This window comes from Mesorhizobium sp. WSM4311 (assembly GCF_002295115.1).
Taxonomy (GTDB): domain Bacteria; phylum Pseudomonadota; class Alphaproteobacteria; order Rhizobiales; family Rhizobiaceae; genus Mesorhizobium.
In genome coordinates this window covers 1-13,112 of the sequence record NZ_NSFV01000016.1, presented here as the reverse complement: position 1 = coordinate 13,112, position 13,112 = coordinate 1, and the positions used below count along the sequence as shown (strand labels likewise).

The following is a 13,112-nucleotide window of genomic DNA, read 5'->3' as shown; positions in this document are numbered from 1 at the left end:
CCGAGACCGTCGATCAGTCGTCGCCCATATATTCGCGCAGCGACTGCGGAGAATGGTTCTCGCCGATCGACATCGCCAGGATGCGCGAAATGTGCCGGCGCGGCAGGCTGGTGTCCGCCACCCATTGATTGATCTGCGCCTGGATCTTGTCGAGGTCCCTCTTCGAGGTCGGGCTTTCGGCGATGTCGAGGCCGGCGTCACGAAGCGCTGCTGCCATGTCGGCCGAGATGACGAAGGCATCCCAGCCCAGCCAGCGCAGGAAATACTGGCCCGTATTGCCGCCCAGCCGGCTGCCATGCTTGCCGAGATAGGCCATCAGCCCGACCTGGTCGTCGGCAGGCCAGTTGGCGAGGAATTCGCCGAAGCCGCCATGCTCCTTCGACACGCGTTCGACGAAGGCAGCGTTGTCGCGCACGGATTTGATTTTCTGCGGGTTGCGCACAATGCGCTGGTCGGAAGCCAGATCGTGCCAGAAATCGTCAGGCTGGAACAACAGCCGCTTCGGCTCGAAGCGCAGAAACGCCTCCTCGAAACCGGGCCATTTCTGCTCGATGACCCGCCAGACGAAACCGGCGGCAAAGATCCGCTCGGCCATGGTCGAGAGAATGCGGTCGTCCGGGGTATCGGCGACCGCGGCATTGTCGGGCACTGGCCCAAGCAGCGTTGCAAGCTCGGCTTCGCCGCCCTTGCGCTTTGCCGCGCGCAGGCGAATTTTCTGGAAATCGGCCATGGGTCCCTCGCTGCTGGCTTGAATGTAACACTTCCCGCGAGAGGCGGCAGCCTCTACGTCTATCTCCACTGACGACGGAGACGGCCATGAACAAGACAATCGACGACCTGGCGAACCGCTGGCTCAAGCGACGGCCGGACGGCCTCAGCCAGTTGGAGAGCCGCGTGCTGCAATCGACGCTCGAGCGCACCACGATCTCCAGGGACACCAACAAGGCCGTCGCTTTCCACCAGACCTTTGGCGACCGCCTCGCCGATACGATCGCCCGCATCGGCGGCTCCTGGTCCTTCATCCTGGGCTTCATCGCTTTCCTGGTTGTCTGGACAGTCGGCAATGTCTGGCTTTTGACGCGCGATGCCTTCGACCCTTACCCGTTCATCTTCCTCAATCTGGTGCTGTCGATGGTCGCCGCCTTGCAGGCGCCGGTGATCATGATGGCGCAGAACCGCCAGACCGAACGCGACCGCATCGACGCCGCCCATGATTATGAGGTCAATCTGAAGGCCGAGATCGAGATCATGGCGCTGCACGAGAAACTCGATGAACTGCGCCACAGCCAGATCATCGGCATGCGCGACGAGATCGTGCGGCTGACGGAAGCGGTCAAGCGCATCGACGAGAGGCTGGCGCGGCAGCAGTCGGCCTCATGACCGAAGCGATCCATCCTTTCATCGAACAATATGGGCTGCTTGCCGTCTTTCTCGGCTGCGTCGCCGAAGGGGAAAGCGCCGCCATCCTCGGCGGTTTCTTCGCCCACCAGAATGTTTTCGTGCTGTGGCACGCTGTTGTCGCGGCAGCGCTCGGCGCCTTCGCCGGCGACACCTGCTTCTTCATCCTGGGCAGAAGTTTTGCCGATAACCGCCATGTCGTCAGGCTGCGCAGGCGGCCGGGCTTCCGCCGCGCCTACCGTCTGCTCAACACCCATCCCAACATCTTCGTGCTGTCGAATCGCTATGTCTACGGCATGCGCCTGGTTGGTGGCATCGCGGCCGGCCTGTCGACCATAGCAGCACCCCGCTTCGTTATCCTCAACGCCATCTCATCGACGATCTGGGCGGTGCTGTTCAGTACGATCGGCTATGTCTTCGGGCTGGGCGCCGAGCATTTCGTCGGCCAGGCGCTGATGCGCCACGAGCGGCTGTTCATCGGGCTCGGCATTGGCCTCACCGTGGCCGTGCTGGCCTGGCTTGTCGCCCGCCACATCGCCAAGTGGGAACGTCGCCGGGAGCAGTGATGCCGCCGGCCTCGCTCGGAAGGTCAGATTGGAAGGCCGGTGATCCGCTCGATGAGCGCGATGCCCCAGACGCCGGCGACGATGACCACCGAGATCAGCACCGCCAGCGAACCGCAATCCTTGGCCAGCTGGATGTCGACATTGAACTCGCGGCTGAAGGCATCGCAGGCCGCCTCGATGCCGGTGTTCAGCACCTCGACCATGATCAGCAACAGCACCGCCCCGACCAGAAGCGCATAACCACGCCAGGAGACTGAAACGAACCACGCAGCGGGCAAGGCGAGCACCAGCAGCATCAGTTCCTGTTGGAAAGCCTTCTCGCTGGCGGCCAGCTTGCGAAACGCCCGCACCGAATTGAAAAAAGCGTCGATCAGCCGCTGCATGCCCAAACCTCTTTGCGAGTTACCGGCACGAGATAAAGCAACGGCCCGATCAAGGGAATAAGGCGTCTTGTCCAAAATTCATTCAGCGACCGCTATCGAAGGCGTCGACTTTTCAAACTGCGGCAACCCGTCGTCGATCGAATAATAGTCGCCCTTGTCACCAACGAAGATATGACAGTCGCCCTTGAGACCTGTCGGCTTGTCGAACGCTCCCGCCATGACCGAAATATAATCTTGAGCCCTTGGCTTCCAGAACAGCACGGAGCCGCAAGTCTTGCAGAAGCCGCGCCCGGCGAAAGCGGACGCTTCATACCATGTGATGCTTTCGGCGCCTTCGATCACGATGTCGGCGTCGGCGACATTGGTCGCGGCATAGAAATGCCCGCTTTGCTTCCGGCATTGCGAGCAATGACAGTAGACGACGCCGCGCAATGCTCCCCTTGTCCGGAAGCGGACCGCTCCGCACAGGCATGATCCCTGGTGACTGTCACTCATTTCGGCGCTCCTGGAGAAACCTCGCCCAGCATCATTGCCAGGATTCCAGCTTTGCGGTGGTTGCGCGCAAGCAAATGCGACATCGATTGGCGTGACAGATTCGAAATTCCATCGGCACAACAGGCGGATTTCGAAGTCAAAGCCCTCAAACCGGACGCTTTCCCGCTGTGGTGGTACAAGATCTATGCTTCTACAGCCACAGGTAGCGAAAAACCCATGGAGGTCGCGCGGATTAAGGAAACTTTAGCGCCACCGCATCTATGGTCACGCCAAGCGAAGATGGCGGGTGGGGACGCGTCTCTTCGCAAGATGTTCTGGACTATCGGGTCGCGCTCCCCAGGTCGGCGATCAATGGAACCCGCAAATTCCGCGTCGGGATCCGAGGGGAAGAGTGGATCAGACATGCAGCCGGCAGCAGCCACGACCGAACGAAACACCGACATCGCAGCCACGGTTGTCGCGACCATGCGCCAGCTTGGCGTCCTCGGCCTGCCGCGCAACTACGAAATCTTCTACGAGGCATTGAGCGGCACCAACCGCGAGCTCAGTCTCGCCGTCGTGTCGCTGAGCAGCCGGCCGACGCAGGATGAATTGGATAAGATCGGACGCGCCTTCTTTGCCCAGAACCACGGCCCCGGTATCGTCGAGCATGCGCGGGACGTCATCGCCCGGGAACTCGAGGAGGTCGCGGCGCTTTTGCGGAGCGAACGCAGCCACATCGAAAAATACGGCAGGATCCTCGACGAGACATCGAACGGCCTGAGTGGCCGCAGCTTGCTCTCGCAGGACCTTCTGCAAAAAATCGCCAACGCCATGGCCGTTGCCACCAATTCGACGATCGATCACGGCAAGCAGATCGCTTCGACGCTCAGCGACAAGACGGCCGAACTCGAAAGCGTCAAGTCGAAGCTCGAGGAATACAAGCGGCTGGCCGATACGGACCCGTTGACCCAGATTCGGAACCGCCGCGCCTTCGACAAGGAAATCACCCGGATCTACACCAGCAACAAGGGTATCCTGTTCAACGCCTTGATCCTTGCCGACATCGATCGGTTCAAGGACATCAACGACCGCTACGGCCATCCTGTCGGCGACAAGATCATCCAGATCATCGCCGAGATTTTCCAAACCAGCATTCGCGGCGACATGTTCGTCGCCCGCACCGGCGGCGAGGAGTTCGCGCTGATCATCGAGGGTGCCAGCGAAGACGCCACCTACGAGATCGCCGAGCGCATTCGCGCCCTGATCGAGCAGACGCCGTTCACCAGCAGCCAGACCGGCATGAATTACGGAACCGTGACCGTCTCGATGGGCATCTGCATGGCATCCGAGGCCGAGGGCCCGGAGGACCTCTACACCAAGGCCGACCGTGCACTCTACCGTTCGAAAGTGAGCGGCCGCAACCGCGTCACCAAGCATTCGACGATGGTCGGCCGCGCCGGCAAGAGCTGGCTGCTCTACAAGAAGGATTGACGCCTTCTATCAGCTGATCGCGCTGGCAGCTGCTGAGAACACAAACGTGAGCTAAAACGAAGAAGGCGCCGGATTTCTCCAGCGCCTTTCCTTAATCGGGTCATTGGCCGGCATCAGCCGTTGACGGCCTGCTTGTGCTGGACCGGGTGGCTTTTCTTCAGGAGATCCGACACCAGGAAGGCGAGCTCGATCGCCTGGTCGGCATTGAGGCGCGGGTCGCAATGCGTGTGGTAACGGTCCTGCAATTCCTCGGCCGTGATGGCGCGCGCGCCACCCGTGCATTCGGTGACGTTCTTGCCGGTCATCTCGACATGGATGCCGCCCGGATGCGTGCCTTCGGCGCGGTGCACCTCGAAGAAGGTCTGCACCTCCTTCAGGATGCGGTCGAACGGCCGCGTCTTGTAACCGGCGGCCTCAATCGTGTTGCCATGCATGGGGTCCGACGACCAGACCACGCTGCGGCCTTCCTTCTGCACCGCGCGCACCAGCTTCGGCAGATGGTCGGCGACCTTGTCGGAGCCGAAGCGGGCGATCAGCGTCAGCCGGCCGGGCTCGTTCTCGGGGTTGAGCAGGTCGATCAGCTCCAGCAAGCCGTCAGCGGTCAGCGACGGGCCGCATTTCAGGCCGAGCGGGTTCTTGATGCCGCGGCAATACTCGACATGGGCATGATCGGGCTGGCGCGTGCGGTCGCCGATCCAGATCATGTGACCCGACGTGGCATACCAGTCGCCGGAGGTCGAATCGACACGGGTCAGAGCTTCCTCATAGCCAAGCAGCAGCGCTTCATGGCTGGTGTAGAAATCGGTCTCGCGCAGCGCGTAATTGGTCTCCGAGGTGATGCCGACGGCCTTCATGAAGTCCATCGTCTCGGTGATGCGGTTGGCGAGCTCACCGTATTTTTCGCCCTGCGGGCTGTCGGCGACGAAGCCGAGCATCCAGCTATGCACGTTCTCCAGGCTGGCATAGCCGCCCTGGGCGAAGGCGCGCAGAAGGTTGAGCGTCGCCGCCGACTGGCGGTACGCCATTTCCTGGCGGGCAGGATCGGGAATACGGGACTTGGCGTCGAATTCGATGCCGTTGATGATGTCGCCGCGATAGCTCGGCAGCGTCACCTCGCCCTTGGTCTCATTGTCGGACGAACGCGGCTTGGCGAACTGGCCGGCGACGCGTCCGACCTTCACCACCGGCTGTGCGCCGGCAAAAGTCAGCACGACCGACATCTGCAGGAAGACGCGGAAGAAGTCGCGGATGTTGTCGGCGCCGTGCTCGGCAAAACTTTCGGCGCAGTCGCCGCCCTGGAGCAGGAACGCCTCACCAGCGGCGACCGCCGCGAGCTGCTTCTTGAGCTTGCGCGCCTCGCCGGCAAAGACCAGTGGCGGGTAGGTGGCGAGTTGGGCTTCGGTGTTCTTCAGCGCGGCAAGGTCCGGATAGGCAGGAACCTGCTTGATCGGCTTTGCTCTCCACGAATTCGGCGACCATTTCGTCATCGCTGCACCCAACACTCTTTCCGGCGAGCACCCTCGCCCGCCATTTCCGCCCCTATATGGGTTGGCGGCTCCATACACGAAGCCGATTTCCTATTCTAGACCGGAATTTCAGCGCTGGCGAATGGGTCGGGGGGCTACGCAGCCTTCTCAACCAGGCGCGCCAGTTGTGTCATGACCACCGCCGAGCCCGCCAGCCGTTTCTCGGCGGTCGGCCATTCGCGGGCGAAGACGACGCTGTGATCCGGGCGGATCTTGGCCAGCGAACCCTGCTCGCCGATGAACTTGACCAGGCCGACCGGGTTGGAGAACTCGCGCTTGCGGAAATGAATGACGACGCCCTTCGGCCCGGCGTCGAGCTTCTCGACATTGGCCTTGCGGCAAAGCGCCTTGATGAAGACGATTTTCAACAGATGCTTTACCTCGTCCGGCAGCGGGCCGAAACGGTCGATCAGTTCGGCGCCGAAAGCGTCGATCTCCTCGGTGTCTTCGAGGTCGCCGAGGCGGCGGTAGAGCGCCAGCCTGAGCTGCAGGTCCGGCACGTAGCTTTCGGGGATCATCACCGCCGTGCCGACGGCGATCTGCGGCGACCAGCCGCCATCCAGGACCTCGCCGGAATCCTTCACCTCGGCGACAGCCTCTTCCAGCATCTGCTGGTAGAGTTCGAAGCCGACCTCCTTGATATGGCCGGACTGCTCTTCGCCCAGGAGATTGCCGGCGCCCCTTATATCGAGATCGTGGCTGGCGAGCTGGAAGCCGGCGCCCAGCGTGTCGAGCGATTGCAGCACCTTCAGCCGGCGCTCGGCCGTGTCGGTGAGCTTGCGGTTGGCCGGCAGCGTGAACAGCGCATAGGCGCGCACCTTCGAGCGCCCGACCCGGCCGCGCAGCTGGTAGAGCTGCGACAGGCCGAACATGTCGGCGCGGTGGATGATCAGCGTGTTGGCGGTCGGGATGTCGAGGCCGGATTCGACGATGGTGGTCGACAGAAGTACGTCGTATTGCCCGTCATAGAAGGCATTCATGATGTCGTCGAGCTCGCCCGGCGGCATCTGGCCATGGGCAACCGCCACTTTCAGTTCGGGCACGGATTCTTTCAGGAAATCATGGATTTCCGAGAGGTCGCTGATACGTGGAACGACATAGAAGGAGTGGCCGCCACGATAGCGCTCGCGCAGCAGCGTCTCGCGAATGACCAGCGGATCGAAGGGCGAGATGAAAGTGCGCACCGCCATGCGGTCGACCGGCGGCGTGGCGATCAACGACAGCTCGCGCACCCCGGTCAGTGCCAGTTGAAGCGTGCGCGGGATCGGCGTCGCCGACAGCGTCAGCACATGGACGTCGGTCTTCAGATCCTTCAGCCTTTCCTTGTGCTTGACGCCAAAGTGCTGCTCCTCGTCGATGATCAGCAGGCCGAGATTCTTGAACGAGATCGACGAACCGAGCAGCGCATGCGTGCCGACAACGATGTCGACCTGCCCCTCGGCCAAAGCCTTCTTCGTCTCCGCCAGTTCCTTGGCGCCGACCAGCCGCGAGGCCTGGGCGACGCGGATGGGAAGGCCTGAGAAACGCTGCAAGAACGTCTTGTAATGCTGGCGCGACAACAGCGTCGTCGGCACCACGACCGCGACCTGGAACCCTTCCATCGCCGCGATGAAGGCGGCGCGCAGCGCCACTTCCGTCTTGCCGAAGCCGACATCGCCGCAGATCAGCCGGTCCATCGGCTTGCCGGCGCCGAGGTCATCCCTGACGGAGTCGATGGCCGTCTGCTGGTCGTCGGTTTCCTCGTAGGGGAAACGCGCGGCGAATTCGTCATAGAGGCCTTCGGCCGGCACCAGAGCCGGCGCGGCGCGCATCTGCCGCTCGGCGGCGATGCGGATCAGCTGCCCGGCCATGTCGAGCAGGCGCCGCTTCAGCTTGGCCTTGCGCGACTGCCAGGCGCCGCCGCCGAGCTTGTCCAGCGTCGCTTCGGCCGTGTCAGAACCGTAGCGCGACAGCAGCTCGATGTTTTCCACCGGCAGGAACAGCCGGTCGTCGCCGGCATAGTGGATTTCCAGGCAATCATGCGGCGCGCCGACCGCCTCGATGGTGCGCAGACCGATGAAGCGGCCAATGCCATGGTCGGCATGGACGACGATATCGCCGGCCGACAGCGCCGAAGCCTCGGCAATGAAGTCGGAGGCGCGCTTCTTGCGCTTTGAACGCCTGATCAGCCGGTCGCCCAGAATATCCTGTTCGGCGACGACGACCAGTTTTTCGGTCTCGAAGCCGGATTCGAGCGGCAGCACGGCCAATGCCGCCTGCCCCGGCTCGAGCTGTTCGGCTTCCGCCAGCGTCCCGACCTGCTTGAGATTGCCGAGGTGATGCTCGGTGAGGATCTGGCCAAGCCGGTCGAGCGAACCTTCCGTCCAGCCGGCGATGACAATACGCCGACGTGCCGCGCGCTCGTCGGCGATATGCCTGGCGACGACGTCGAAGACGTTGACGTTCGGATCGGCGCGCTCCTCAACGAAACTGCGGCCATGGCGCGAGCCGGCGTGGTAGACCTTTTTCGCGCCGGCATCGGGCGCGTCGAAGGGCGTGAAGTCGATCGCTTCGCGCGGACCGAGCGAGGCGATCAGGTTTTCCGGCGAGAGATAGAGCAGATCGGGCGCAACCGGCTTGTAGGGCACCGCATCCTTCAGCGCGGCGTCGGCCTGCTTTTTGCGCGCTTCATAATGGTCGAGGATCAGCGTGTGGCGTTCGGCCAGCGCTTCATGCGCCAGATGGTCGAAAACGACAGGCGTATCCGGCAGATAGTCGAACACCGTCTCCAGCCGCTCATAGAAGAACGGCAGCCAATGCTCCATGCCGGCGAACCGCCTGCCCTCGCTGACTGCCGTGTAGAGCCCGTCGTCGCGCTGCGGCGCGCCGAACGCTTCGATATAGGAGCGGCGGAAGCGGCTGATGGTTTCAGGCGTCAGCGCCACTTCGCTCATCGCCTGCAGCGCCATCGACTTGCGCTGGCCGGTGGTGCGCTGCGTGGCGGCATCGAAGACGCGGATCGATTCCAGCGTATCGCCGAAGAAATCGAGGCGCAGCGCCTCGGTCCAACCCGGAGCAAACAGGTCGAGAATGCCGCCGCGCACCGCGAACTCGCCGATGCCGCGAACTGTCGGCACCCGCTCGAAGCCGGACGTTTCCAGCCGCGCAATCAGCACGTTCATGTCGATCTGGTTGCCAGGCCTCGCATGAAAGGTCTGTGCCTCGACCAGGTCGGCCGGCGGAACGCGCTGCAGAAGCGCATTGGCGGTGGTGAGGATGACGGCGCGATGCGGCTTCTTCGCCAGCGCGATCATCGCTGTCAGGGCATCGAGGCGCTTGGCGGCGGCATCCGAGCCGGGCGAGACGCGATCGTAGGGCAGACAGTCCCAAGCCGGCAGTTCCAGCACCGGCAGGCCGGGCGCGGCAAAGGCCAGTGCCTCGATGATAACAGGCAGGCGCTGGCCGTCACGCGCCACGAACAGCACCGGCTTGTCGGGCGCGATCTCGAGTGCGGCCTGCACCAGTGCGAACGCCTCGTACCCATCGGCGACACCATCGACGATGAATTGGCCGGCACGGCCTTTCGGCAGACCAATGGTGGGAATGAGGCTCATCAAATCACGGTCTTTGTTTGTCGCAATTCCTGTGGGAAAACCGCTTCGCACTTTTCCTGGAATTGCTGTTGTTCAGAAAGTCATGGTCCGGCGGGACGCCAGGATCTTTTGCAGGACAGGACAATCGATATCCGCCGGGATCGGGCGTTCACCGGTGATAAGCGGTAGGAATTCGGTGTCGGAAATGTCGAGGAGCCCCTCATATTGTTCGATTTCATCAGCCGTCAAGGCGCCGATCTCGGCGTCGGCGAAGGTGCCGAGGATGAGATCCATCTCGCGCATGCCGCGATGCCAGGAGCGGAACAACAGCTTGCGGCGGTGGGCGTCCAGCCCCTCGCTTGATCGTTTCGTTCCGGTCATTGTGGCGCATCCTCACTTGCTGCGGCGCATATAGCGTGGATAGAAGGGGCTGTCAGCCTTGCGCTGTAGCCGTCGCGACATAAGCTGACATCATGCGTCCTTCCATCCTCGATCCGCTGTTTGTTCCGATCACTTCGCTTGCCGGCGTCGGACCGAAGGTCGGCGCGCTGATCGAGAAGGTCGTCACCGCTGATCTTGGTGATCGAGCGGCCCGCGCCGGCGACCTTCTGTTCGTGCTGCCGCATACCGTCATCGACCGCCGCAGTCGGCCGGGCATTGCCGGTTCCGCGGAAGGCCAGATCGTGACCCTCGACGTGCGCATCGACCGCCACCAGCCGCCGCCGCGCGGCAACCGGTCGGTGCCTTACAGGGTCTACGCCCATGACGATACCGGCGAGATCGGCCTGACCTTCTTTCATGCGCACGCCGCCTATCTCGAAAAGGCAATGCCCGTGGGCGAGCATGTCGTGGTCTCGGGCCGCATGGAATGGTTCAACGGCCGCCCGACCATGGTTCACCCCGACCACATCGCGCTGGCCAGCGAAGCGGAGAACCTGCCGCTGGTCGAGCCGGTCTATCCGCTCACCGCGGGCCTCTCGGGCAAGGTGCTGCGCCGCGCGATCGGCCAGGCGCTGGCGCGACTGCCCGAATTTCCGGAGTGGCAGGACGGCGCCTTCATGCGCCGGCACACCTTTCCCAGCTTTGCCGACGCGCTTACCCGCATCCACAATCCGGCCGATCCCATCGACGTTTCCATCGACGGCGCGGCCTGGCGGCGTCTTGCCTATGACGAGTTGCTGGCGGGCCAGGTCTCGCTGGCGCTGGTGCGGGCAAAGATCCGCCGCCTGTCCGGCCGCCCCCTGGTCGGCGACGGCCGCATCGTCGAGAAACTCCGTGCAGCCCTTCCCTATTCGCTGACCGCAAGCCAGGAATTCGCGCTGGCCGAAATCAATGCCGACCTTGCCGACCCCGAGCGCATGCTGCGGCTGCTACAGGGCGATGTCGGCTCGGGCAAGACGGTGGTCGCGCTGCTTGCCATGGCGCGCGCCGTCGAGGCCGGCGGCCAGGCGGCACTGATGGCACCGACCGAAATCCTGGCGCGCCAGCATCTGGCGACGATCGCGCCGCTCGCCGCCAAGGTCGGCCTGCGCATCGCCATCCTCACCGGCCGCGAAAAGGGCCGCGAACGCACCGAAACATTGGCCGGCCTGGCAAGCGGCGAGCTCGACATCGTCGTCGGCACCCACGCGCTATTCCAGGAGACGGTGACCTTCCACGATCTGGTGCTCGCCGTCATCGACGAGCAGCATCGTTTCGGCGTCCACCAGCGGCTTGCCATCACCGCCAAGGGCGACGCGCCAGACATGCTGGTGATGACCGCCACACCGATCCCGCGCACGCTGGTACTGACCGCCTTCGGCGACATGGATGTCTCCAAGCTGACGGAAAAGCCCGCCGGGCGACAGCCGATCCGTACCGTCACGCTGCCGCTGGAGCGTCTCGACGAACTGGTCGACCGCATGGAGGATGCCGTCGCCGGGGGCCAGAAAATCTACTGGATCTGCCCGCTGGTCGAGGAATCCGAAGAGATCAAGCTGATGTCGGCCGAGGATCGCTTTGCCTCGCTGAAACCGTTGTTCGGCGACCGCATCGGCCTTGTCCACGGCCGCATGAAGGGCACCGAGAAGGACGAGGCGATGCGCGCCTTCAAGGAGGGCGAGACGCGCATCCTGATCGCCACCACGGTCATCGAGGTCGGCGTCGACGTGCCCGATGCCACCGTCATGGTCATCGAGCATGCCGAGCGCTTCGGCCTTGCGCAACTGCACCAGCTGCGCGGCCGGGTCGGGCGCGGCGACAAGCCATCCTCTTGCGTGCTGCTCTACAAGGACCCGCTCGGCGAGACGGCAAAACGCCGGCTGTCGGTGATGCGCGAGACCGAGGACGGCTTTTTGATCGCCGAGGAAGACCTGAAATTGCGCGGCGAAGGCGAGCTGTTGGGCACCCGCCAGTCCGGCACACCGGGCTTCCAGGTGGCGCGCATCGAGGCGCATGCCGATCTCCTGGAGGCAGCCCGCGACGATGCAAGGCTTATCCTGTCACGCGACCCGGAGCTGCAATCCGACCGCGGCCAGGCGCTGCGCCTGCTGCTCTATTTGTTCGGCCGCGACGCGGCCGTTCGGCTTCTGCGCGCCGGGTGAGGCCCCAATGGCGGATTGGCGACGGTTCCGTTGATCGGCTCGCCATTCAGCGTCACCATCTTGCTTTTCACCTCGGGCGCCACCAGCCCGGCCGAAACGATCAGCTTGGCGCCGTCCTCGATCGTCATGTCGAGCAGCACGATGTCGGACTTCAGCACATACATCAGGAACCCGGTCGTCGGATTCGGCGTACAGGGCATGAACACGGCGATCAGCGGATCGCCTTCCTGATCGAGCTTCTCATTGATCTCGGTTTCCTTCTCGCTGGCGACGAACACCAGCGACCACACGCCCTTGCGCGGATATTCGACCAGTCCGACCTGGCGGAACATGTCGCCCTTGTTCGACAGCACGGTCTCGAAGATCTGCTTCAGCGAGCCATAGATGCCGCGCACCAGCGGCATGCGGCCAAGCAGGCGCTCGCCGAAACCGACAATGGCGCGGCCGACAATGTTGGCGGTGAGGAAACCGATCAGCGTGACCAGGATCAGTGCGACGATCAGCCCGAACCCGGGGACCGGAAACGGCAGATAGGTATCGGGGCTGTAACGCGCCGGAATATAGGGCTTTACCCAGGAATCGACCCAGCCGATGAACGACCAGGCGATATAGGCGGTGATCGCCAGCGGTGCGCAGACGACGAACCCCGTGAGGAAATAGTTCCTCAGCCGGGTCATGCCTGAGGTCTTGGAAGCATCGGACATGGTTCACCGGGCGCGGGTTGCAGCGCAACATTAGTGAACCGGGACGCCGTTTGGAACTGCGAAGTTTTTAAAAGGACCCGCTCTATGACGCGGCTCTCAGTGTTCCAAACGGAAGCTGCTGCCGTTCGCGATTAGGCCGAAACATCCCTCCCTCGTCATCCTCGGGTCTGCGCGACAGAGCTTCGCTCTTGCTCCGCCCGTGGATGACGAAAGAAGGGCTATCGCCAGCTGGACTTCGAATTGCTGCCCGCCGAGCAAGCAGTGACAGTGCTATTCCACCGTGACCGATTTCGCCAGATTGCGCGGCTGGTCGACGTCGGTGCCCATGAACACGGCGGCGAAATAGGCCAGCATCTGGATCGGCAGCGCGTAGATGATCGGCGAGATGATTTCCGGCACGTCCGGCAGGATGA

Annotated in this window: 11 protein-coding genes; 4 read left to right on the top strand and 7 right to left on the bottom strand. The window is 63.3% G+C overall.

Translation table 11 applies throughout. The annotated features are described in order from the left end of the window. Positions 1–13: 13 nt before the first annotated feature. Positions 14–730: a DNA-3-methyladenine glycosylase I gene (locus CK226_RS29080; RefSeq protein ID WP_095775340.1), complete on the bottom strand. Its 717-nt coding sequence runs from the start codon at positions 728–730 to the stop codon at positions 14–16. 86 nt (positions 731–816) lie between these two features. Between CK226_RS29080 and CK226_RS29075 the strand changes: the two genes are divergently transcribed. Together CK226_RS29075 and CK226_RS29070 are read left to right on the top strand one after the other, a co-directional pair. After that, entirely contained in the window at positions 817–1,380 is a 564-nt protein-coding gene (locus CK226_RS29075; RefSeq protein WP_095775339.1) for a DUF1003 domain-containing protein, read from the top strand. Then, the gene (locus tag CK226_RS29070) at positions 1,377–1,964 is read left to right on the top strand and encodes a DedA family protein (protein ID WP_095793691.1); all 588 of its coding nucleotides are present in this window, start codon (positions 1,377–1,379) and stop codon (positions 1,962–1,964) included. The genes CK226_RS29075 and CK226_RS29070 overlap by 4 nt, the downstream gene beginning before the upstream one ends. A gap of 23 nt (positions 1,965–1,987) precedes the next feature. Here the strand turns inward: CK226_RS29070 and CK226_RS29065 are convergent, their stop codons facing one another. Continuing rightward, a complete protein-coding gene (locus tag CK226_RS29065; RefSeq protein ID WP_095793690.1) occupies positions 1,988–2,347 on the bottom strand; it encodes a diacylglycerol kinase in 360 nt (119 codons plus the stop codon). 78 nt (positions 2,348–2,425) lie between these two features. After that, entirely contained in the window at positions 2,426–2,842 is a 417-nt protein-coding gene (locus CK226_RS29060; protein ID WP_095775336.1) for a GFA family protein, read from the bottom strand. 402 nt (positions 2,843–3,244) lie between these two features. Between CK226_RS29060 and CK226_RS29055 the strand changes: the two genes are divergently transcribed. Continuing rightward, a complete protein-coding gene (locus tag CK226_RS29055; protein WP_095793689.1) occupies positions 3,245–4,315 on the top strand; it encodes a diguanylate cyclase in 1,071 nt (356 codons plus the stop codon). 113 nt (positions 4,316–4,428) lie between these two features. Here the strand turns inward: CK226_RS29055 and CK226_RS29050 are convergent, their stop codons facing one another. From CK226_RS29050 to CK226_RS29040, 3 genes are all read right to left on the bottom strand, one after another. After that, positions 4,429–5,802, bottom strand: a complete 1,374-nt coding sequence (locus CK226_RS29050; RefSeq protein ID WP_095775334.1) for a 3-deoxy-7-phosphoheptulonate synthase class II — start codon at positions 5,800–5,802, stop codon at positions 4,429–4,431. A gap of 134 nt (positions 5,803–5,936) precedes the next feature. Continuing rightward, the gene (gene mfd / locus CK226_RS29045; RefSeq protein ID WP_095793688.1) at positions 5,937–9,434 is read right to left on the bottom strand and encodes a transcription-repair coupling factor; all 3,498 of its coding nucleotides are present in this window, start codon (positions 9,432–9,434) and stop codon (positions 5,937–5,939) included. 72 nt (positions 9,435–9,506) lie between these two features. Further along, positions 9,507–9,794, bottom strand: a complete 288-nt coding sequence (locus CK226_RS29040) for a succinate dehydrogenase assembly factor 2 (protein WP_095775332.1) — start codon at positions 9,792–9,794, stop codon at positions 9,507–9,509. Positions 9,795–9,886: 92 nt separating this feature from the next. Between CK226_RS29040 and recG the strand changes: the two genes are divergently transcribed. Further along, the gene (recG, locus tag CK226_RS29035) at positions 9,887–11,995 is read left to right on the top strand and encodes an ATP-dependent DNA helicase RecG (protein WP_095793687.1); all 2,109 of its coding nucleotides are present in this window, start codon (positions 9,887–9,889) and stop codon (positions 11,993–11,995) included. Here the strand turns inward: recG and CK226_RS29030 are convergent. Beyond that, positions 11,947–12,699, bottom strand: coding sequence for a DUF502 domain-containing protein (locus CK226_RS29030; RefSeq protein ID WP_095789669.1), 753 nt, complete (start codon positions 12,697–12,699; stop codon positions 11,947–11,949). The two genes, recG and CK226_RS29030, sit on opposite strands and share 49 nt — an antisense overlap. Positions 12,700–13,112: the final 413 nt, after the last annotated feature.